At 42.9% G+C, this 22,941-nt stretch carries 14 protein-coding genes, 3 tRNA genes and 1 pseudogene; 14 read left to right on the top strand and 4 right to left on the bottom strand.

Features of this window, described 5'->3' with window-relative positions; all coding sequences use genetic code 11:
- The first annotated feature begins 14 nt into the window (after positions 1–14).
- The 6 genes from infC (at position 15) to GJV44_RS00965 (ending at position 5,421) form a co-directional block, all read left to right on the top strand.
- The gene (infC, locus tag GJV44_RS00990; RefSeq protein WP_226806850.1) at positions 15–539 is read left to right on the top strand and encodes a translation initiation factor IF-3; all 525 of its coding nucleotides are present in this window, start codon (positions 15–17) and stop codon (positions 537–539) included.
- Positions 540–741: 202 nt separating this feature from the next.
- On the top strand, positions 742–939 hold the full coding sequence (rpmI, locus tag GJV44_RS00985) for a 50S ribosomal protein L35 (RefSeq protein WP_226806849.1): 198 nt from the start codon (positions 742–744) through the stop codon (positions 937–939).
- Positions 940–967: 28 nt separating this feature from the next.
- The gene (gene rplT / locus GJV44_RS00980) at positions 968–1,327 is read left to right on the top strand and encodes a 50S ribosomal protein L20 (protein ID WP_226806658.1); all 360 of its coding nucleotides are present in this window, start codon (positions 968–970) and stop codon (positions 1,325–1,327) included.
- A gap of 140 nt (positions 1,328–1,467) precedes the next feature.
- Positions 1,468–2,493, top strand: coding sequence for a phenylalanine--tRNA ligase subunit alpha (pheS, locus tag GJV44_RS00975; RefSeq protein WP_226806657.1), 1,026 nt, complete (start codon positions 1,468–1,470; stop codon positions 2,491–2,493).
- A gap of 24 nt (positions 2,494–2,517) precedes the next feature.
- On the top strand, positions 2,518–4,986 hold the full coding sequence (pheT, locus tag GJV44_RS00970) for a phenylalanine--tRNA ligase subunit beta (protein WP_226806656.1): 2,469 nt from the start codon (positions 2,518–2,520) through the stop codon (positions 4,984–4,986).
- A gap of 69 nt (positions 4,987–5,055) precedes the next feature.
- On the top strand, positions 5,056–5,421 hold the full coding sequence (locus GJV44_RS00965) for an integration host factor subunit alpha (protein WP_478210272.1): 366 nt from the start codon (positions 5,056–5,058) through the stop codon (positions 5,419–5,421).
- An 885-nt stretch (positions 5,422–6,306) separates the two neighbouring features.
- On the opposite strand, the gene GJV44_RS00960 is transcribed toward GJV44_RS00965, so the two are convergent.
- Positions 6,307–6,918: a phosphatase PAP2 family protein gene (locus GJV44_RS00960; protein WP_226806654.1), complete on the bottom strand. Its 612-nt coding sequence runs from the start codon at positions 6,916–6,918 to the stop codon at positions 6,307–6,309.
- Between the two features lie 1,762 nt (positions 6,919–8,680).
- Between GJV44_RS00960 and GJV44_RS00955 the strand changes: the two genes are divergently transcribed.
- The 4 genes from GJV44_RS00955 to GJV44_RS00940 are packed head-to-tail and all read left to right on the top strand — an operon-like array spanning position 8,681 to position 11,824.
- A complete protein-coding gene (locus GJV44_RS00955; protein ID WP_226806848.1) occupies positions 8,681–9,184 on the top strand; it encodes an iron transporter in 504 nt (167 codons plus the stop codon).
- Positions 9,185–9,214: 30 nt separating this feature from the next.
- On the top strand, positions 9,215–9,532 hold the full coding sequence (locus GJV44_RS00950) for a cupredoxin domain-containing protein (protein ID WP_226806653.1): 318 nt from the start codon (positions 9,215–9,217) through the stop codon (positions 9,530–9,532).
- Positions 9,533–9,564: 32 nt separating this feature from the next.
- Positions 9,565–10,386, top strand: a complete 822-nt coding sequence (locus GJV44_RS00945) for an FTR1 family iron permease (RefSeq protein ID WP_226806847.1) — start codon at positions 9,565–9,567, stop codon at positions 10,384–10,386.
- Positions 10,387–10,408: 22 nt separating this feature from the next.
- Positions 10,409–11,824, top strand: a complete 1,416-nt coding sequence (locus tag GJV44_RS00940) for a 4Fe-4S binding protein (RefSeq protein WP_226806652.1) — start codon at positions 10,409–10,411, stop codon at positions 11,822–11,824.
- 504 nt (positions 11,825–12,328) lie between these two features.
- Here the strand turns inward: GJV44_RS00940 and fabI are convergent.
- On the bottom strand, positions 12,329–13,141 hold the full coding sequence (gene fabI / locus GJV44_RS00935; protein WP_226806651.1) for an enoyl-ACP reductase FabI: 813 nt from the start codon (positions 13,139–13,141) through the stop codon (positions 12,329–12,331).
- 3,300 nt (positions 13,142–16,441) lie between these two features.
- On the opposite strand from fabI, the pseudogene gltX reads away from it, so the two are divergent.
- The 4 genes and pseudogenes from gltX to GJV44_RS00915 form a co-directional block, all read left to right on the top strand.
- A pseudogene (gltX, locus tag GJV44_RS00930) lies at positions 16,442–17,569 on the top strand (glutamate--tRNA ligase); the annotation flags it as partial.
- Positions 17,570–17,635: 66 nt separating this feature from the next.
- Positions 17,636–17,711, top strand: a tRNA-Ala gene (locus tag GJV44_RS00925).
- Between the two features lie 1,621 nt (positions 17,712–19,332).
- A tRNA-Glu gene (locus GJV44_RS00920) sits at positions 19,333–19,408 on the top strand.
- A 63-nt stretch (positions 19,409–19,471) separates the two neighbouring features.
- Positions 19,472–19,548, top strand: a tRNA-Asp gene (locus GJV44_RS00915).
- A gap of 1,008 nt (positions 19,549–20,556) precedes the next feature.
- Here the strand turns inward: GJV44_RS00915 and GJV44_RS00910 are convergent.
- Together GJV44_RS00910 and rho are read right to left on the bottom strand one after the other, a co-directional pair.
- On the bottom strand, positions 20,557–20,823 hold the full coding sequence (locus tag GJV44_RS00910; protein WP_226806650.1) for a type B 50S ribosomal protein L31: 267 nt from the start codon (positions 20,821–20,823) through the stop codon (positions 20,557–20,559).
- Between the two features lie 722 nt (positions 20,824–21,545).
- The gene (gene rho, locus GJV44_RS00905; protein WP_226806649.1) at positions 21,546–22,808 is read right to left on the bottom strand and encodes a transcription termination factor Rho; all 1,263 of its coding nucleotides are present in this window, start codon (positions 22,806–22,808) and stop codon (positions 21,546–21,548) included.
- Positions 22,809–22,941 lie beyond the last annotated feature (133 nt).

Genomic DNA, 22,941 nt, shown 5'->3' with positions numbered 1-22,941 from the left:
AGAGGAAACGTAACATCGCTACTGATAAGTCATCGCAACGCATCAACGGTGAAATTAGCGCACCAGAGGTGCGTCTAGTTGGGGTTAATGGAGAGCCTATTGGCATCGTGAAGCTGGCCGAAGCCTTCCGTTTATCAGAAGGTCTTAATGTCGATCTTGTTGAGATTGCTCCACATGCACAGCCACCCGTGTGTCGCCTAATGGATTACGGAAAATTCAAATACCAAGAAGCCAAAAAGCAGCACGAGGCAAAGCTCAAGCAAAAAGTAATTCAAGTCAAGGAAGTCAAGTTTCGCCCAGGCACCGACGACGGTGATTACAATGTCAAGATGCGTAATCTGACAAAATTCCTAGAAGAAGGCGATAAAACAAAAATTACATTGCGTTTCCGTGGGCGAGAGATGGCTCACCAAGAAATTGGTATGCGAATGCTAGACCGTCTACGTCAAGATCTCGACGAGCATGGCCAGGTTGAACAAATGCCGAAGATAGAAGGTCGTCAGATGGTAATGGTGCTGGCGCCCAAAAAAAAGAAGTAATGGTGCGTGCCTTGTACGCGGCATGTTACCGTTTGCAGTGCAACTTGTAATACGAGTCTCAGGGGCAGGAAAGTACGGCCTCTTTCGAGAAAACGGGCGCATAACGCGATTTCAAAGCACGCCAAAATAAATGATCATCGGGTTTTTCAAGGGCGGAGTATTCGGCCGCACACCCGTGACCATAAAAACTGGAGTGGTAGCAATGCCTAAGATGAAGACCAAAAAAAGCGCATCTAAGCGCTTTGTCGTGCGTCCAGGCGGTACCGTGAAGCGTAGTCAAGCCTTCAAGCGTCACATCCTGACAAAAAAAACGACAAAAAATAAGCGCCACTTGCGTGGCAGCACAGGTGTCCATGCGTCAGACGTCAATTCCGTTCACGCGATGATGCCGTTCGCGTAGCCCTAAACTACACTCATAGGAGAGAAGTATGCCTCGAGTAAAACGAGGGGTTACTGCACGGGCCCGCCATAAAAAAGTTATTAGTATTGCAAAAGGTTATCGTGGCCGTCGGAATAATGTATTCCGGGTAGCTAAGCAAGCGGTTATGCGTGCTGGTCAGTATTCATATCGAGATCGACGTAATAAAAAACGAGTATTTCGGCGTTTGTGGATCACGCGTATTAATGCAGCAGCGCGCCAACACGATATTACCTATAGCTTATTGGTAAATGGCCTAAAAAAAGCATCTATTGAACTTGATAGAAAAGTTCTTTCTGATATGGCCGTCTTCGATAAGCCTGCTTTTTGCGCCGTTGTTGCCCAAGCAAAGGCGGCCATTACTCACTAACCGAAAAGATAGTTAGTGCCGGGTCGGTTAATATTGCGCACATCAAGAAAATACCGACCCGTCCCGTATAAATAGGAGTTCGAGTACTGCCCCTTCGTTTTATTAGCTGCACGCCTTTTTACTATACTAAAAACATTGGAATGATAGGATCTCCTGATCTTGAGCAGATCATCGCCGATGCACAGCGTGTTTTTGCGAATGCTGCAGATACCGCGACACTCGAAAAAGAAAAAGCGCGCTTCTTAGGTAAGAATAGTGCGTTAACCGCATTACTAAAGGGTTTGAGTAAGTTAGATCCGGAGGTTCGAAAGAGGGAGGGTGCTGGCATTAACGTCGCAAAACAGCGTGTCGAAAAAGCATTAAATGCACGTCGACAAGAGTTTTCTGACGCTCTAATTAATCAGAGGCTAGCAGCCGAAGCGATTGATGTAACCCTTCCAGGACTCCGCTCTAGTGTAGGCAGTCTGCATCCAGTAATGCAAACGTGGGAGCGCATCGAGCAGATTTTTCATTCGATTGGCTTCGATGTGGCTGACGGTCCAGAGATCGAAACAGACTGGTATAACTTTACCGCGCTAAACAGTCCTGAAAACCACCCAGCACGCTCGATGCAAGACACATTTTATCTAGACGCGAAAGATGCGCAAGGTAGACCATTATTGCTTCGTACGCATATGAGTGCGATGCAAGTTCGGTATGCGCAGATACATAAGCCACCGATTAAGAGTATCGTCCCTGGACGCACTTATCGTATCGATAGTGACGCGACACATTCGCCGATGTTTCACCAGATCGAAGGGTTGTGGATCGATGAAAGCATTAGCTTTGCAGACTTGAAAGGTGTGTACATAGCCTTTCTAAGGCAGTTCTTTGAACGTAACGATATCCTAATACGTTTTCGCCCGTCGTACTTCCCGTTTACTGAACCGTCTGCTGAGATCGATATGAGGTTTGAGCGAGGAAAAAATGCTGGTTGCTGGCTTGAAATTTCTGGCTCTGGACAAGTACATCCGAACGTATTGCATAATATGGGGCTTGACCCAAAGCTCTATACTGGTTTTGCATTTGGCAGCGGCCTCGAGCGACTAACTATGCTACGCTACGGTGTAGATGATATGCGCTCGTTCTTTGAGAACGATCTACGCTTCCTGCGCCAGTTCACGTAAGTAGATCTTCTTTATCAACACCATATGCAATTTACTGAGTCCTGGTTAAGAAGCTTTGTTGATCCTCAACTGTCGAGTGAAGAACTATCATATGCACTGACAATGTCGGGTCTTGAGGTCGAAAAATTAGCGCAGGTGGCACCACCAACATCGAAGATCGTTGTTGGAAATGTTCTTGAGGTCATCAAGCATCCAAATGCCGATAAGCTAAAAATATGTCAAGTTGACGTAGGTACGGGAAAGATACTGACGATTGTATGCGGTGCAACGAACGTATTACCCGGTATCAAGGTGCCTACTGCGCAGATCGGTGCGATATTACCACCTGTCGCAACGGGTGGTGCGCCCTTCGAGCTTAAACCCTTAAAGCTGCGCGGAATTGAAAGCCAGGGCATGCTATGTTCGGCAAGCGAATTAAAGTTGTCAGACGATTCTAGCGGGCTATTAGTGTTACCAAACGATGCGTTGATCGGAGATAATATCCGCGATGTATTACAGCTCGACGACATGATTTTTAAGATCAAGCTGACACCGAATAAAGCTGACTGTTTATCGGTGTTTGGTATTGCGCGTGAGGCAGCTGCAATTACTGGCGCGCCGCTCAACATGCCATCTTATCCCACTGTTCCGATTACCTGCGACGCGCGGTTACTAGTGTTCATCGAGGCCCCGAAGCTTTGCGGACGCTTTTCTGGCCGCGTGATTCGAAATGTCAATGCTCAAGCTCGCACTCCTGCATGGATGGTTCGGAGACTAGAGCGAGCGGGCCAGCGTAGTATCTCAGCGCTCGTTGATATTTCAAACTATGTAATGTTCGAGCTCGGACGCCCATCACATCTATTTGACATAGATAAGATTAATGGCGGCTTACATGTGCGCTGGGGTAGGAGCGGAGAAACACTGAAGCTGCTGAATGGCAGTACAATTAAGTTAGATGAAACGGTCGGTGTGATCGCAGATGATCAGGGATATATCGAAAGCCTTGCCGGTATCATGGGTGGTAGTAGTACTGCGGTGATGCTTAATACGCAGAATATCTATTTAGAAGCAGCATTTTGGTGGCCGGATAGTATTCGTGGACGTGCGCGTCAATATAACCTTTTCACTCATGCTGCATATCGTTTTGAGCGAGGAGTTGACTACTCAACTACCGTTGAACATATCGAGTACCTGACGTACTTGATCACGACAATCTGCGGTGGTAATGCCGGTCCAGTAGATGACCATATTTCCAATCTACCGCAGCGCAAGCCAGTCTTAATGCGCGTATCGCAAGTAAAGCGAATTATTGGTATGCAGATCGATGCGAACGAGATTGCTAGCATATTTTCGCGTTTAAATCTATTGTTCGAACGCTCAGTAGATAGCGATATGTTTATGGTAACGCCTCCAGCCTACCGTTTTGACATCGAAATCGAGGAAGATCTTATTGAAGAAATTGCTCGCATCTACGGATTCGAAAAGATCCCAGCACGATTGCCAATAACAACCAGCAAGATGCAGCCAACAAATGAGACGCGGCGGTCTATTCATACATTACGTCGCATATTAGCAATACGCGATTACTCAGAAACAGTTAATTTTAGCTTTGTTAATGCTACACGGGAAGAAGACTTCGCGTGCAATAAACAACCCATCGCATTACTCAACCCGATCGCAAGTCAGCTGTCGCTAATGCGTTCAACATTGTTTGGCAGCTTGATTGATGTTCTACGATATAACTTAAATCGACAGGTAGAGCGCGTACGTGTATTTGAAGTTAGTCGGATCTTTTACGTGGACTCAACAGTGAAAGCGGCAGAGTTGGCGGTGCAAGGCGTTGCTCAACCAAAGATGATCGGTGCATTAGCCTATGGCTCAGTCGTTAATGAGCAGTGGGGAGTATCAACGCGATATGTTGATTTCTTCGATGTAAAGGGCGACGTACAGGCGCTATTTTCACCGATAGTCCCTCGATTTATACGGGACTCACATGTAGCATTGCACCCAGGGCGTAGTGCACGGATCGAAATTGATAATCGCATTGTCGGTTGGATCGGCGAGTTGCATCCACGTTGGCTGCAAAAATATGATCTCTCACATGTACCAGTACTATTTGAGGTCGAGGTAAATTCGGTGTCTGAGCATGTACTACCGAGCGTAACTGAGATCTCAAAATTTCCTCTAGTGCACCGTGATATTGCCGTGATTGTACCAAAACATGTTGAAGTGCAATCGATACTTGATGAGTTTTCTCGGGTGCGGATGCGTAACAATGCACTCCGGTTTGTACAAGATATAGCGGTATTTGATGAATACCGGCCAAAATTTATTGAAAAGCAAAACAATGTAAGCACTGTTCCTAATGAAATCTCAGTTCATGAAAAAAGCATTGCGTTCCGGTTAACCTTGCAAGATACTGATGGTTCTCTGCGGCATGAAGAAATTGAGCCTGCTATAGCAGCCTTAATAAAATGTTTCGCTCAAGTTTTTGGTGCAAGGTTGCGTGGCTAAATACAATCTGATTTGACCGAAAAAAACTAGATACTACTTCAATTCGAGTCACTTCTGCAGCACTGCTGTCTGAACAACAGCAGTACGAAAAATTATAATAATCTACTCTACATGAATCTAGTTTTATCCGAAATGCCGACGCTGACAAAAGCCGAGCTAGCTGAGTTGATATTCGATCAAATCGGGCTGCATAAGCGCGAGGCAAAAGATATAGTCGAAGCTTTCTTTGAGGAAATATGTGATGCTCTCGCAAGCAGTAAAAGCGTTAAACTATCTAGGTTTGGCAACTTCCAGTTACGTCACAAGACGCAACGTCCAGGACGTAACCCGAAGACCGGTGAAGCTATCCCGATTTCAGCACGCTGTGTTGTGACTTTTCATGCGAGCCAAAAGCTTAAAGCACAGGTCGAGCATAGTGCTGCCATAATAGTCTAGTTACGCTGGACTGTAGAGACACTCCAGACGTTTACCTCATTTTGTTAGTCCTTCCGATGATGTCAATCTAAGATTAATCATCTTACCCTCGATACCTGCAAAGCGATATCTTATAATCAATGAGTTAAGCATACTAAACATTCACGCGGTTAAAGCCGGCTAGGCACTGCGGAAACCAGCAATATTATCAATATTTTAAATACAAGAAAGGATGCATAGTAAACGGTATGAGTAGCTGTCCTTAATTTATACGATGCGCTATTACCCTGGTCGGTTGTCACCTATCATGACTCCTCTTGCTGATGCACATGATACGTATCTCGACTGATTTGTCAGCATTCTATCCGTCCTCCGTATTATTCTATTCAATTGCTGTAAAAATGTATCACGAATTATGCGATTTTTATAATCGCAGTTTCGACTAAAAGTCGATCTTCCGGTATTCAAAAAGAAGCGAGGCAGCTAGCTAAAAGTTTTTTTATTGTTTTGTCAAAGTGATTAAGCGTCTATCACACTTAATCTAATTTTAAGCATTGTGCATTCAGATATATAGTTACAACTATAGCTACTCTCACTAGTCAACTATTATCTCTTCTTAAGGAGCTTTTCCCATGTTTGCTCAAAAGACTACGCTTAGTCGAGCAGTGCTTTCATATAAGCATATTAGCTAACTCACATCATCTAGTAACTGTTAGTTTTTCTTATACAACTTAGATGCCCGATATCGGGTTTATCTACTAGTACACGGAGGTAAGACAGTTAATCAATACTGCTATAAATTAGCAATTTTCTAGACTGGATGAGTATAGTCAAAGCTGACTACAGCAGATCGTAGCGTATAAGTAGCTTATTGCTATAATGTACTGACTCGTACATCTATCGGCTTTATTTTAAGTATCTGGTCTGGCTCAATATTGGTGCCTGGTGAGCCTTCCAGCGTGCTCGTACAAATGGCCGATCATGGCCTGATAGGTATACGGCAATCTGTGTAACCCACCGATGAGTCCGTGCATGATAACCATGCAGTGATATAGTAAGCCCAATAAGACTTACTGCCACGAGCCAGCGCGATACGGGTGCAGTCACGTTTAGCTTGTTCGGCGCTGCCCATATGATCCAGCCCAACGAAACAGCCGCACCAAGTGCGAATCCAGCGATAACCTCTGAGACTGAATGTGCATCTACAGCAAGGCGCGATACGCTAATAATAGCACTTGCAACTAGTCCAACGATTAACATTGTTAGTCGCAATACGACTGGTACAGAGCGCGTGCCCAAGAACACTGCAGCCGGCAGGACAGCAGTCGCGAGCATGGAGTGGCCACTGATGCCAGTGAAGTCCAATGAGCGTATGCCAACACCCCAGCCGAGGAAGGCTATTTTCGTGACTATAACCAACGCGATACCAATCATGAGAAGGCCGGACCATGCTATTGCGCTGCGCCAGGTACGGCCTACGATAAGCCACAGCGCGATAGCTGCAGCAACGGGGAGCATAACGCCAGCTCCGCCAAACGCGGTAATAAAAATCCAAGTAGTTGGCGAAAAGTTTGACATAGTGGGGTAATAATATAAAATCAACGCCGAACAATTTGTGAAAAGCCTGAGTATAACTCCATTTTATACGCTTATTATACTTGCATGAGATGGGAAGAGTAGTTTCTGGTCCACGATCGCCAATTTTATACATCCAACCCTCGTTATTATATTTATTTTTGCTAATTATGTAGCGATAGCAGGTAGGTGAGGTGCCGTATTAATTTATCTATATCTTCGCAAGAAGCTGCGGGATAACTAGTCCATCATCCTAGTGAATATAACACTTACGTAGTACAGCTATATGCAGAAGTGAACGTCCTGCATTTTTTTTCTGTACTAGCAGTAACCTAGCTAAAAAGCTGTTTAGTTTATTTCCAGCATTGAGCATAAGTCTTATTTTGTGGCTGTAACTCTATTTTTCTTGTTAAATATATTCTATGTCGGGTGTATTATTTAGCGGAATACTCGGCCATGTATTTTTGGCTAAATGTCATTGAAGTATGTCCGGTATTTAATAGAGTGCTGATCGAGAATTTCATTGCACGAACCCATCAGGTTCTGCTAGATATTAATTTAAATTTTGAGTTCCAGTGTTATCAGAGATAGCTATCTGGTATATGACTAAAACTGCACAACTGACTGATTATTCAGAGGAATAGCAGAGAAAAAACTATACGCTACTATCCGATCCGGAGTGTAGCTCATATATGTGCATATCCGGTATGTTCTAGCTCGATAAGTGGTATGTACATTTGAGTGCAGCATTTTGACTACAGATCTAGATTTAGTGCTATATCGTTCGAAAACAATAAAATCTTGTTTACTTATCTAAGCTAAAAGAAATGCGTATATGTATTTACATTATACCTTGAGAATAATAGCTTGCTCGACAAGCGTAAATTTGTTGTCTTCGACAGATTACCCTATTAGTCATACCAGTTGTTTTTACTGGCAGGATCACCATCTCGGTGATAACCTTGCGTTCCAACCGCTGCTCAGTAAAACTGGCTTAGGTAAATATCTGCGATAGAAAACGTCATCGCTCGACCTAGCTGACCGGCACTAGTATTGACACCGAATACAACTCTAGCTGCGTAGCTATATTCGAGTGCCGTAAGCTTTAACGAATCGTATAGCTGAGTAACTAATAGATTCTTGTGCTAATAGTGGTTGATAGTTCGTTTACAGCAATATGCATACGGTCAAGCGGATATCTGAAGATCTGCAACTTGAAATCTTAACGTGCAGGTCAGTGTTTATATGCTACACGAAAGGTTTCCATATGCTAAACGCGCAATAATGGAGGCGATTAGGAAGGCCGCCTACAGCGGCAGCGGTTGCGCGTTTATGGAATATAATCACTAATTATGATGTAGCAGGCGCTCGCCGATCTTCGATCGAAGCAAGAGGTGCGCGAGATAGCGAAAGTGCCAGATAAGCCAGCTTGAAAAAGCAATTAAAAGCTTGAAAGGTAGATGCTTGATTGCGCATAGAAATTCGAGTTTAAGAAGGTAGCGCAGATACGCGACCAATTAACATAGCTCACGCGGCTTATATCTAGCATACATACTAACTTTGGATAACTTGCAGATCGGTGCTACACTAACTGTGTATTGAGAATTGTTCTTATTCCGGTATTGACACATGATAGCAAGGAATATCCATGGTAGGTTTTCGTCCAGTTTTCGTCATTACCACCGCGGCATTATGCGCGCTGATAATGAGCGCTGCAAGCGTGGTATTAGCAGCCGAGTATCCACTTGGGAAGCCGAAAATCCAAAGTGGAATGGAGATCGGTATGGTATACCTTCAACCGATCAGGATGGACCCCGAAGGTATGATGCGCAAATCGTCTGACTCGGACATTCACCTGGAAGCGGACATTCATGCAGTTCAGAATAATCCATCCGGATTTGCCGAGGGTGATTGGATACCATACCTGAAAATATGCTACGAGTTGACTAAGTTCGGATCAAACTACTTTCAAACAGGTAATTTAGTAGCAATGGTAGCGAGTGATGGTCCGCACTATGGTGACAACATAAAACTCGCAGGACCTGGTAAGTACCATCTGAAGTTATTCATTGCACCTCCCGAGCGGACTGGAAACATGGCGTTTGGCCGCCATATTGATAAGGAAACTGGTGTTGATTCATGGTTTAAGTTATTTAAATTGCATTACGACTTTCCGTTTGCTGGCATTGGAAAAAAAGGTGGGTACTGATTGATAAGGCATGCACTTAAATTGTATGGTATGGCATGGCTACTGGCGTGGGGCACCGCCTTTGGCAGCGCCCCACGCTCTGCGAGTCTACCTACATTCCAGCTTGAAATGGTAGACGGAAAGCTCAATCCAGCATGTACCGAGGTGCCGGCTGGCAAACGCATTAAAATTGAGCTGCACAATATCGGCCAGGATGCTGTCGAATTTGAGAGCATTCAACTGCGCAAGGAGAAGGTGCTAGCGCCGGGCGCCGAGTCGTTTGTTGTGATCCCGCCGCTGTCACCGGGTGAATACAAGTTCTTCGATGATTTTCATCAGAGCGCGCAAGGTGTGATAGTGGCAAAGTAATACGTCACGCAAAGGAAGATGTAATGAGTCAGATAAGTCAGATTCTATTCATCGTATGGCGGGAAAGCGTTGAGGCACTGCTTGTAATTGGCATCCTGCATGCTTGGTTGAATAATAGAGATTCCGGTATGCGTAAGGGATTGCCGTGGCTCTGGCTTGGCGTCGGCGCAGGATTGATAGCGGCAATTGGCCTGGGTGCCGCGCTGACCGGTCTAACTAACATACTGTGCGGTGATACTCAAGATTATTTCCAAACGGCCATGCTTTTAGTTGCATGCGTGCTTATTGTTCAGATGGTACTGTGGATGAGGCAGCATAGCCGCGATCTCAAGCAAAACATTGAAGCATCATTGTCCGATACCTGGCGCAGTGCAAACTTTTGGGGCATTGCAGTGCTAGCGGCGCTAGCAGTCGCGCGCGAAGGCAGTGAAATGGTGATTTTTTTATATGGGTTAGGCTTCGGTCGGTTAGCCTACGTCGATACAATGCAGTGGCTGGCTGTGTTAATCGGTTTAGCACTTGCATTCCTTACGTTTTATCTACTGCAACTAGGTAGACGGATATTCTCATGGCGCGTGTTCTTTAACATCACTGAAGTTATGCTGTTGTTCCTTGGTGCTGGTCTATTCGAAACGAGTGTCGATAAGCTCATAGACAAAGAAATTATTCCAACTGGCATTGATATAGTATGGGATATATCGCACATTTTAGATGACTCGAGTAGCGTTGGTTCGCTAGTAGCGACATTGACTGGCTATCGGGCTCATGTGGCACTGACTAATCTTATTGCATACGCCTTGTTCTGGTTAGTAGTCTGGATATTACTGCGCCAGACTCGGCAGCGCCAACCTTAATCTATACACAGAGAAAGCCCGAATGAATCTGATGCCTGCTTCCAGCTTTAGCTGGTTATCTTGGGCTGGATACTGGTTGCGGCGCAATCGTACAGTTATCCGTAACGTGCAGCTAATCGTCTTACTGGTTTATGTAATACTGATCCTGGTGCCTGTATTTATGCCGCTACCAGATGATACTTCGCATATCTGGTCTAACTTTACGGTATTCACGAAGTTTGTGTTTTGGGGAATTTGGTGGCCATTCGTTCTACTATCGATAGTAGTTCTCGGGCGTGTATGGTGTGGCGTATTATGTCCGGAGGGCACGTTATCTGAATTCGCAAGCCAGCATGGATTGAATCGTTCGATTCCGCGCTGGATGCGCTGGGCCGGCTGGCCTTTCGTTGTGTTTACGTGCACGACGATCTATGGGCAAATGGTCAGCGTGTACGAGTACCCAAATGCAGTACTACTAGTACTTGGAGGATCGACTGTTGCTGCCATCGTGATTGGTCTCCTATACGGCCGGGGAAAACGAGTATGGTGTAAGTACCTTTGTCCAGTCAATGGTGTATTTGCACTATTAGCTCGGCTTTCCCCGCTGTACTATCGGGTAGACACGAAAGCGTGGATCCACTCATATACGCAGAGCGAGCATAGCCATCGCGTAATACCGGTGAACTGCGCACCGCTCTTGCCATTACGAAATATGAAGAGCGCATCGGCTTGCCATATGTGTGGCCGTTGCAGCGGGCATCGCAATGCGATTATGCTGAGCTGGCGATCGCCAGCTCAGGAAGTTATTGAGCTTGGAGGGACGGCGGCGAACCGATGGGATACTGTATTAATTTTGTATGGGATGCTCGGCATTGCGATCGGCGCATTCCATTGGACCATCAGCCCGATCTTTGTCTTGATCAAGCAATCACTTGCCGCATGGTTAATCGACCACGACATCATGTGGCCATTGCAGACTAATGCGCCATGGTTTATCTTTACCCATTATCCAGATCAGAATGATGTATTTTCGTGGCTCGATGGCGGCCTAGTGATTAGCTATATCGTTACCACTGGTTTATTGTATGGCACAGCGCTGCTGGCATGTATCTCTATCGGGAACTTACTGCTCGGTCCGTGGAATTCTTCTCGATTACATCACTTTGCGCAAGCATTAATTCCTCTGGCCGGAATGAGCGTATTCCTCGGTTTATCATCTACCACAGTATCGATGCTGCGCGCTGAGCATCTGCCGCTTAGCTGGGTCCCAGACGCGTGGTTTGCGTTATTAGCACTAGCCAACATAGTGAGCCTATATCTCGCGGTCAAAATCATTATTAGATACACGTACAGGATTAGTGCCGCAGCGGTGCGGCGCGTAGGAGCACTACTATGCTTTTGCGTAGCGTTGGCGGTCACTAATAGTGCATGGTGGCTGATGTTTTGGCGCTGGGCCTAGTGCTTTAAGTCGGTGCTCACAGCATCTTCAAACTCTGTGTAGTATTACGTAGCTATCTAGATTAATAGCTAATTATTACAGCTGTTTAATGTACTGCATCGACTTCTATCTCAGTTTGGATAATAGTCAATGAGATTATCGGGGGGCGCTAACCCGGCACTGAAACATATGCTCGGGAAGTTTCTAGTGGGAAAGGGCTATTCCAATACTGCAGATGTGTTTAATATACACGCATTCTGCACCTGGTTTGCAAAGGGTGCAGAGACATCGCGTATCAGTAGCCGAATTTTCACTTGGTTAACCCCGAGACTGATTGAACTATTAAAGGCACCGCCAGTGCAAGATCCTCTGCGTTGAGGGATTGTTTATGCACTAATAAACTATTTAGTATTGCTGTATTCCGGTTTTTTCTGTTTATCTGTGAGATATATATCCCACAGCCGATTTATATCGCTCGGGAGCTATGCATTCCGCTTTGAGATGGTATGCCTCAGCACAACGCGTTTAGTTCTCGTGGCTTAGCTCATTGCCGGTGCTGAATAACCCGCCGGCGACTGCGTTGAATCCGCTATCAACATGGATAATCTCGGCGGTAATTCCGGAGGATAGCTCGGACAATAGAAACGCGGCTACATTACCAACCTCTTCAATGGTTATATTCCGGCGCAGTAGCGCATTATGTTCGACAAATTGCAAGATCTTACCAAAGTCCTTAATGCCGCTGGCTGCCAACGTTTTAATGGGACCAGCTGAGATACCATTGACGCGCACCCCTCGTCGTGGGCCGAGCGAGGCTGCTAGATAGCGCACACTGGCTTCCAATGAAGCTTTGGCGAGTCCCATTGTGTTGTAATGTGGTACTACGCGCTCTGCGCCCAAGTACGTTAATGTCAGCAATGACGCGCTATTTGCTAGCATCGGCTCAGCTGCCTTAACTATGGCCGGAAAGCTGTAGGCAGAAATATTGTGTGCGATACGGAATCCTTCGCGCGACAAGCCATCTAGGAAATCGCCTGAGATTGTCTCACGCGGTGCAAAGCCGATAGAGTGTACAAACCCGTTTAAGTTATTCCAATACTGTCTTAGTGATGCAAATAGCGCGTTTATCTGCATATCGTCAGCAACATCGCAAGGAAAGACTAACTGGCTGCAGAATTCGGCAGCGAACTTGGTGATGCGTTTTTTAAATCGTTCGTCAACATAGGTGAAGGCTAGTTCAGCACCTTCACGATGCGCAGCCTGCGCGATACCGTATGCAATCGAGCGGTTTGATAGCAAACCCATAACGAGAATGCGCTTACCAGCTAGAAAACCCATGAATATTTCCTATTAGCTATATACCTGGTAGTTATATACCGATCAAGACGCACAATAGCGAGAAACGCTTGCTTCTAAATTTCCCGTCAGATTGTCGAATAATTAACATTTAGGTTCTTTACATAATTCCCAGTCTAGATAGTTTTTCTCGATGTTAACTTTCCCTCATTACTATTGTACTGTTTCTACTAGAATTAGAAGTACCCGCTACATATAGTACTGATACGATAAAATAGTATGTTAAGCTAATCTCCATGCTACGCAAGGTTTTCTCGATTTAACTACATACTACATTTATCTATCTACCTTGAAAAACAGCACACTGAGATGCTAGTCAACACAGACCGACTGTCTTACAAATTTTAGACACCTCAAATCTGCTTATAATTTCCCAAAATATCGTGCTAGCAGTCGACTGGATGTTTGAGGGGCCGATAAGTGGAAGCGTTTTGGACTAGCATTAACCTACTATGAATCTAATATCCGATAATGCATAGATGAGACTAAATCTGTCTGTATAGACGTAAACGTCGTGTTTATTTCTTTACTATTAGTGCATAGCTATGTAAAAAAATACCTTAAAGTAGTGTACTAGTTATGTACAAGTTTCGCTAACCTATGAAGTATAGGATTTCGCAGTTAATACATAGATACGCGTTACGCGTTCCTCCAAAATATATGCATGCGGCTACACGCTTAATTGATTGACTAATTTCAAGGAATGGAACTAATAACCATTGTATGAAAAGTAAGACCAGTGAGCTAGTAGTGCAGTGTTATGCTGAATCCAGCTTAATTTTTTTATTCTTGTGCTAGCGCACTTGCACATATAAAAACATATATTGCGCGTTCCTGATGGAATACTATTTAGGTTCGAGCTCATCCGCGATTTAGGCAATGTCAAGCACAGATTGTGGAATAATATTATTCATGCTCCGAACAAGCGCCGCATCAAGTAGTTCAGGCTTTATACTATAGCTAGACTATAGTAGTTCGGCTGTGCGTATTCGACTTAACATGCCTCCATGTGCTATCGGAGCGGTTCAATTCTGAGCGCGGAAAATCTATACTTCTTTACAATCGCCTGCCGGCCGCCTATGTCTATACACATCAGCTAGACGTGTACCCAATGAACAAAGAAGGTTGAACCACACGAAAAAGTGATTACTACATTGCGAAAAGTCGTCAATAGTCGCAGAAAGTAATGCTATTCTATCTGCATAAATTTTAGAATGAGTAGTATGAGAAAATCCAGAGCGCTAGCGCCTTAATTATCGAACTAAAGATTTTAGTGTTTTATGAGTCAACCCAGCTCTTCAATCATATACATTGAGCAGTCAATACATCGAGTTCTATGTTGTTTCATGGTTACGACAAAACACAACCTAAGCTATGCGCTCATTTCATGCAAGCTGATACTTGTTTCAACTATTTACACCTGATCAGATCATCTAGGGTAACACGGTAGCAGAAGCTATACATACTAGTAATATAGTATATACCGATCTATCTTAATAATAACAAGTTATTAAATATCGTGTATTTACGTAAGGTAAGAAAAATCAAATTTAAGGAAAATGTGAGTAAATAATATTTTTAGTTGTTTATAAAATTCAAAAAACACTAATTAGTATTAAATAAACACCGTATTTTTTAATATTTGTGAGATTTCAATAATCCACTACCAAATAAATGAAGTATATTAATTGTAAAAAATTTTACGCACGAATTATTACTAGCGTATTTTTCAGTATACTAATAACTGGAGTAGGTGGAGTATACGCTGACGCAATAGTAATCCGGAAAAAAAGCGTAAAAACAGGGTGGGGGGCAGCACAAAACAGCATGACGCATGGCGATGCTAGGAGCCCTAAGCCAGGCAGAAGCCGGACTTTTTTATCGCAACATACCCATTCGTTTTTTTACGGCATGGCATGTGTGGGCTGGAGAGGTGGGGTGGGGGGAGAGAATATGGTGAGGGGATGGTTGAGGTGGGGGGTTGGAGTAATTTGGAGGAATGGTGTGGTGTGGGATTGGTAATGGTGGTGGGATATGGTATAGTGAGGAATGTAGTTGAAGAGGGAGGTGTGTTTGGTAAGTTGGGATTGTTTGGATTTGTAGTTGTTTAGAATGGGGTAGTGGGTGTTATTGTTAGTTAGGAGAAAGGTTGGAGATGGGGGTTTAGTGTGGGGAGTGTTTGATGGAGGGATGGAGAAAGAGTAGGGAGGTATTGAAGAGGAGTGGTTGGTGTGTTGTGTGTAGGGGTTATTAGTTGGATAGGGGATAGGAGGAGGTTGAGAGATATGAAGAGTTTGGAAGGTTGGGATGGTTTTGGGGGGTTGGGTGGGTGATTGTTTGGGTATATGATTTGGGTAATATGTTTTTATGTTGGTATATTTTGGTAGGTTTTTTTAGAGTTGTTGATATTTGTTATATATGGGAGTTTTTTTGGATTATTTTTGTGTAGATAAGGTGGGTTGTTTATGTGGAGAGTTTTAAGTGGTGGGAGGTTAGATGTGTGGGGGTTGGTGTAAGGAAAATAGAATTTGAGAATGAGATTGTTGTTAGTTGGAGAGAAGGGATGGTGAGGTATTTTTATAGTGTTAGGGTATTGGGGGTGTGATGGGTGGTTAGTGTTGTTGGGGGTTGAAGTTAGGTTATGGAGTACTGTTTTAGGTGGGGGTGTGAGGTGTTAGTTGTGGGGGTTAGAGTGTTTTTTTTAATATATGTAATATAAATGGGATTTGAAAAGGATATGAGTAGATGTTGAATGTTATATAGCGATGGTTTTTTATTAAATTGTATGGATATAATTGAGTAAGCAGTAGTGGAGTTGAATACAATCGTGTAGGGAGTGTGGTGGGAAGGGGATTAAAGAGGGGTTGTGAGGATGCATATAAGGATAAAGAGTGTAATGAAATTTAAAAAGGAATGAGACAGAGATAATAAGGTTGGATATGGAATTGACGGGAGAGTAGAGTTAGAGGAGCGAGTGATGAGTTTATCAAATTGTTGTGAGTTGGGAAAGAGGAAGTATAGGTACAGAGGGGGAGAAGTGGTAAGTAGGGAAGATGTAAGTGGAATAATGAGTGAGGAAGGAGATACGTTGGAGGGAGAGTTTTAATGATAGGGTAAGGGGGATGAGATGAGGGGGGGTTGTGATAGTGAGTGGAAGAGAAAGAATGGGGTTGGAATGTAGTATGAAGTGGTTTGGGTTTTGGGAGTGGGAAGGGTGGGGGGGGATGTTGGCCTGAATAACAGATGACGGATGGAGAGTTAGGAGAAGGGATGTAGATATATCTTGATCAGGGCCTGGCATACACATGCTACATGTCGACCGAGGAACTAAATAGACTACGCGCACGACAGCGTACAGCAGGCCTAAAGCCACGCTATGATGGCACCTGGCGGCCCGAGCCAGGTAAAATTTTACCGATTCCAGCCGCCGGTGTGCAGCCCGTTGTGCGCTTTAAAAATCCGTTAGATGGTGCGGTAGTATGGGACGATATGGTAAAGGGGCGCATCTCGATTTTAAACGAAGAGCTTGATGATTTCGTTATCGCGCGGTCAGACGGCTCACCCACATACAACTTTTGCGTGGTTGTCGATGACTGTGATATGGCGATTACACACGTAATCCGTGGAGACGACCACGTGAACAATACGCCGCGACAAATGAATATCTTACGTGCGCTAGGCGCCACTCCCCCCATGTATGGGCATATGCCCACGGTTCTGAATGAGCAAGGCGAGAAAATGAGTAAACGCAATCATGCAATGAGCGTGATGCAATATCGCGATGAGGGTTACCTGCCCGAAGCAATATTAAATTATCTCGCTCGACTTGGCTGGGCATACGGTAATACCGAAATCTTTTCGCGGGAACAATTCATCGAATGGTTCGATCCCAAGTATCTAAGTAAGTCACCTGCACAGTACGATGCTCATAAGTTAAAGTGGCTTAATAGTTATTATATAAAAGCAGCTGAGAATGCGAGGCTAGCATCACTTGTGTTACCAATGTTAACTGAGCTTGGTGTTGATGCGACGCAGGGTGCGCCACTAGAAAGCGTCGTTGCGTTATTTAAGCACCGCGCGAATACCCTTAAAGAAATTGCCGAAAATGCGGTAATGTTTTATCGGATTCCAGTAACGGAATCATGTGAATATAATTTTTCACTAAAAGACGCGGCACGTTCCGCACTTATTGAGTTCATCGAAGCCCTTGCGAGGATTGACTGGACGAAAGAAGCTATTAATGCAGCGTTGAAAGATGCGCTAGCGGCTTACAAGCTACAGATGCCTCAGCTAGCGATGCCCGTACGTCTACTGATGACTGGAACGATTCATACTCCATCAATCGATGCAGTTCTATATCTTTTTGGTCGCGACACTGTACTCAAGCGGCTGCGGATGGTATTATCTTAAACTAAAAAAACAGTCTATATCATACGACTTTACAGATACTTTTTTTATATATTGGATTAATGTATGGGGGGTATAGCTCAGATGGGAGAGCGCTTGCATGGCATGCAAGAGGTCAGCGGTTCAATCCCGCTTACCTCCACCAAGAGGTAGCTACTCATGCACAAAGTGTAAAAACTAAAAAAATATTAAAAATCACGTTTTAATAATAATTTAAATTCGATTAATTTGACTAAATACTAAAGATATCGACTCGATATAAAAGTACGATATAAAAATTTATTTATCTAGAAAAAACTAGATATTTTTCAGTTCAATTATTGAATTGACAGTATAAACGAATTAGTAAATATCTCAAGTTTAATAAAACTGCTCTATAAATAGCAGTAATGTCTATATAATTCAATTATTAAAAAATTGATAAGAAATATATATTATTAGACTATTTCTGAGAAAAATACAAAAATGCAAATTTACATTTTTTATAAATACAAATCTTATTAAGATAGATTAATACTTGTGTTATTTGACATTTGTCAGATATCGTAGTATTACATCAGCTATCATCGGACTTTTCCATATAAGAAATTGATTCGTAAAAATATTACGCTGTGCAAACACTATATTTAACACGGGCGATATCTACGTTGTTAGTAGATAGGGTAATGTTTTCTGCATGTTGCGTATTGACATTAGTATCAAAATTACGACAAAAAATTCTGTAGATTAATATTAGAAAGACAGCTATTTCTTTAGCTAAATAAAGTTTATTAGTATGTTCGGCGATTACGATACAGACTATAAATAGCAAGAAATTAAGAAAAATATTATCAGTACGTATGATATAATTTTTCGAGTTGGTTAGATCAAAATTACAGTCTAATAAGACTGGGTATAATCATCGATTTCCTGTAGTCAGAAAGCATTAAGTCCGCTACCTTAGATAAATATAGGGTAAAACGATAGACTTGCACATCATAACACAAGGTGTATCTCTTATAAATTGAGCGTTGTAGCTTTATATAATATAAAGATAAAAATAAAAATGCTTGTGTTAAAATTTGGGGCATCGTCATAGCTAGTCATATAAGTATGATGTATTATATTGACTACAGAGTTTGTATAGCTTAATAATAAAAAAATATTTCAGTATAGATACAACGTAGATGATTAGTAGGTCGTTAAATTTATATTTAAATCTATCGATAGTGAGTGTAACTAAATAAAATAAAGTATCAAGCTTTTATATAAAGTAAAATTTACACGAATAACGACCTATAAATTTGTACGTAAATTTACGGTTAAGTAAATATAGTATATTGCGTTAAATATACTGATTTTAGTATAATGTAGATAAAAACGATGGTACGATATATATATTAGAAATATATATATTTTTTATAAAACCACATGATATAATAATTTATATTATCGACGAATGCGGTGTAGTACTTCTACTGAAGTAGACGTGATAAACCGACTTCAGTAGAAGTAAATTGAGCAGTCTATAGTTAACAAAATACATGACGCGCCTCGACATGCGCAATAATTAAATTTATTTAAAATTACGCTAAAAAAATTCTTGTAGATTATGAAGTAGATTTCTGAGTGTACTCTCAGTTTTTATTGAAAACAACAGTAGATTTTTTAGAAGTAAAAAAAATTATTATGTTCATAAATAAATAAAATCATCATTAAAAATGATAAAAAACTTTACAAAAAAACAAAAAATCGTTATAATTCAGCTGTTCTTAATGTAAAAATTTGTCCCCTTCGTCTAGAGGCCTAGGACATCACCCTTTCACGGTGAGTACAGGGGTTCAAATCCCCTAGGGGACGCCAAATTTCTAGCACATCATTAAGCAAACGTGTTTAGAAAAAACAAGAGCTATATAGCATTACATTGGAGTGGTAGTTCAGTTGGTTAGAATACCGGCCTGTCACGCCGGGGGTCGCGGGTTCGAGTCCCGTCCACTCCGCCAAAGTTAAAAAAATCTCTTGTTTATTCGGTATTTATTTTTTATTTCCAAGACTCTAAATTTAGGCTTAACTACCTCAGTTCTATCTTGCTCCTATTTTCTCGATAAGTACGAAATATCAGAGCATTCACACTCAAGCAGGTCGAAGAGTGTTCTAATTATCTAATACAGTAGAGTTAGTCGGATATGTTGCGGAAACCTAACTTCAGATTAATTGAATTCACACCTGTGCATATTGATGGCGCTATTACATATACTATCAGCCGAATGACAGCTAGGTACACATAAACGCGTTTCTAAACCAAAATTGTCTTGCTTATATCGGTTAATAGAGTTAACAAGTTTTAAAGCTTAGTGTCTATATTTTACCAATATTTTATTACAGCGTGCGCTCTGGATTTCCCTTTAGTACACTTCAATGCAAACAAGAAAAATAATTTAGCGGGTAGCGATAATGTATCGAGAGTACCATAAGAAAAAAGCGTAGTTTATCTACCGATGGAGCCTGGGTAATTTACTCATATCGGGGGTCGTATTATCGATATGTAATTCATGCAGGCAGCCCTAAACTTCCTTTAAGGAATCGGTCTCCTTATAGAGGAATAACTTACCGACTATGTTCGGTAGTTGTTAATCTGAATACCAAGTAACGCTCTCTATCATTTGTATAGCACTAAAGCTAGTCTATATAGACTGCTTCTTCTTTTTGAAGAATTATATTTGAATAAGCTGTATGCTCATATAAGCGTCATCAATTATTGGCATAGCTAACTCCGTGTGGTTCGTTAGTAGCACAGAAGGCCATGAGTAAAAGACAGGCTGATACGTGTCGATTCACAACCGAATGTATGATCGGCCATCTAGCCGGACTCTTAATAGCATCGCGAACCGACATTAAGGAAGAAAAAGGCAGTTTCGGCTGATTTTAATGAAAAAAATATTCTAGTTTTTAGCACTGCGACGAAGAGCTGGCACTCAGCACTAGAGCAACCACCCCCCCCGATCGCTGCGCTACTTTGTAATCTTTATACCTGCACGGCTACCAAATTTCTGACGAAACTTTTCAACGCGTCCGGTTGTATCGATAAACTTATTCTGCTCACCTGTGTAGAAGGGGTGCGATTCAGAGGATACCTCAACTTTCGCGAGAGGGTACGTCTTTCCGTCAAGATCGATCGTCTCACGCGTCTGGATTGTTGAACTGATAATGAATGTTTTACCATTAGACATGTCCTGGAATACGACCTCGCGGATATCCGGATGAATGTTTTTCTTCATAATACGTTCCTTAGTTTTAAGCGACGGTCTTATTGCACTACGTTACTCTGTTAACAGTTTACTATCAATGCGCGAGTTATTTTGATAAAAATAGTAGAATTATTAATTAAAATCAGTGAATTGATAAATTTTTTAAGCAGCTTAATGTTGGCTCAATTATCAAATAATAGCGCACAAGCAGCTGATACAGCTTTCGGATGCTGCTTAGAGAAAGCATAAAACTCCAGGGGTACGCAGGGAGGGGCAAGCTGGAGCTTCTTCGTACGCATATACGTGACTTACTCATTGGTATCTAGCAAAGAATACCAATGATGCATTAGCGACAAATCAGCATGTTGCTTTTTTAAAAATTTGTAAATCAGGATCTGGAGGTAGATACGTTTATTCCGATGCGCAAACTATGCTCTACGTCACTAGTAAAGCTCGACTTTAGTTGAGTGAAGACTCTCATTAGCCAATCTACACGAATAAGACGAATAAGACGATCGAGATTAGCCTTGCCGCACAGCTTCTCTTCTCTCCTCTCTTAGCCAATATCTCTTGCTACGCTCTAGTATTGCTAACTCTCATTTCCTGCAGTACTTCAGAGTTCGGGTGTCCTTGTGTTACCGCTGGATGAAATCTGCGCTGATAATTAATAAAAATATTGTGCTCGGTTCATAAATAGAACGTTTATGCACATAACAGCGATTTGTGGATTGACAAGCGGTGAGAGGCTATTTTTAACCGCCTCGGCGCATCATATCAAAAAACTCCGAATTACTCTTAGTCTGTTTCAGCTTGTCAAGCAGAAACTCCATAGCTTCAATTTCATCCATATCATGGATAAACTTGCGTAACACCCAAATCTTCTGCAGGATTTCCGGCTTGATTAGTAATTCCTCGCGACGGGTACCTGATTTATTTAGGTTAATCGACGGATAGACCCGCTTCTCCGCGAGCCGTCTCTCTAGATGAACTTCCATATTTCCGGTTCCCTTAAACTCTTCATAGATCACATCATCCATTCGACTGCCAGTTTCAATCAGCGCAGTGCCAATAATTGTTAGCGAACCGCCTTCTTCTACGTTGCGCGCCGCACCAAAAAAGCGTTTCGGGCGTTGTAGCGCATTAGCGTCGACTCCTCCGGTCAAGACCTTGCCCGACGCAGGAACGACTGTGTTGTAAGCGCGTGCGAGCCGCGTGATTGAATCTAATAGAATTACCACGTCGTGCTTCATCTCGATTAGTCGCTTAGCCTTCTCAATTACCATCTCAGCAACCTGCACATGGCGCGAGGCTGGTTCATCGAATGTAGATGCAATTACCTCGCCGGCCACTGAGCGCTGCATTTCAGTCACTTCTTCCGGGCGCTCATCAATAAGTAGAACAAATAATGTCACATCTGGATGATTCGATTGAATCGAATGCGCGATGTGTTGCAGCATAACAGTCTTGCCAGATTTAGGCGACGCAACTAGCAGTCCGCGTTGGCCTTTACCGATTGGTGCAATCATGTCGATAATTCGACTTGTAATATTTTCCTCGCTACGCATATCACGCTCGAGCAACAGCGGCTTATTTGGATGCAGCGGCGTAAGGTTCTCAAACATACTTTTGTGTTTCGAGGCCTCGGGCGGCTGTCTATTGACTTTGTCAACTTTAACCAGCGCGAAATACCGTTCGCCATCTTTCGGTGTACGTACCTCGCCTTCGATAGTGTCGCCGGTGTGTAGGTTAAAGCGGCGGATTTGCGATGGACTAATGTAGATATCGTCGGTACTCGCCAAATATGATGTCTCGGGCGAGCGCAAAAAACCAAAACCATCTGGTAATACTTCCAGGGTGCCGTCGCCAAAGATTGTTTCGCCAGTTTTGGCACGTTTTTTTAGAATTGCGAACATTAACTCCTGTTTGCGCAGGCGATTCGCGTTTTCGATTTCTAAGGCATTAGCCATTTCAATCAAAGCGGATACGTGTTGCGACTTGAGCTCGGATAGATGCATACAAGAGTCCCGCCAGGGAGAGAGGAGAAGCGACAGAAGGGGAGGAGGTCGTCGGGCGACAAGCTTGATTAGAGCGCTATACGTTTTGCAATGTATCACGCTTTTCTAGTTCTAGAATAGCATAGCATTGCTA

The organism is Candidatus Vallotiella adelgis, assembly GCF_020541305.1.
Taxonomy (GTDB): domain Bacteria; phylum Pseudomonadota; class Gammaproteobacteria; order Burkholderiales; family Burkholderiaceae; genus Mycetohabitans; species Mycetohabitans adelgis.
Note: the sequence above shows the minus strand (reverse complement) of the source record. Positions and strands in the feature narration are given on the sequence as shown.

Bases quoted from the DNA above. Each gene is read 5' to 3' on its own strand.
- rpmI (WP_226806849.1), top strand. From the start codon at position 742: ATGCCTAAGATGAAGACCAAAAAAAGCGCATCTAAGCGCTTTGTCGTG.
- rplT (WP_226806658.1), top strand. From the start codon at position 968: ATGCCTCGAGTAAAACGAGGGGTTACTGCACGGGCCCGCCATAAAAAA.
- pheS (WP_226806657.1), top strand. From the start codon at position 1,468: ATGATAGGATCTCCTGATCTTGAGCAGATCATCGCCGATGCACAGCGT.
- pheT (WP_226806656.1), top strand. From the start codon at position 2,518: ATGCAATTTACTGAGTCCTGGTTAAGAAGCTTTGTTGATCCTCAACTG.
- GJV44_RS00960 (WP_226806654.1), bottom strand. From the start codon at position 6,918: ATGCTCCCCGTTGCTGCAGCTATCGCGCTGTGGCTTATCGTAGGCCGT.
- GJV44_RS00955 (WP_226806848.1), top strand. From the start codon at position 8,681: ATGAGCGCTGCAAGCGTGGTATTAGCAGCCGAGTATCCACTTGGGAAG.
- GJV44_RS00950 (WP_226806653.1), top strand. From the start codon at position 9,215: ATGGCATGGCTACTGGCGTGGGGCACCGCCTTTGGCAGCGCCCCACGC.
- GJV44_RS00940 (WP_226806652.1), top strand. From the start codon at position 10,409: ATGAATCTGATGCCTGCTTCCAGCTTTAGCTGGTTATCTTGGGCTGGA.
- fabI (WP_226806651.1), bottom strand. From the start codon at position 13,141: ATGGGTTTTCTAGCTGGTAAGCGCATTCTCGTTATGGGTTTGCTATCA.
- GJV44_RS00910 (WP_226806650.1), bottom strand. From the start codon at position 20,823: ATGAAGAAAAACATTCATCCGGATATCCGCGAGGTCGTATTCCAGGAC.
- rho (WP_226806649.1), bottom strand. From the start codon at position 22,808: ATGCATCTATCCGAGCTCAAGTCGCAACACGTATCCGCTTTGATTGAA.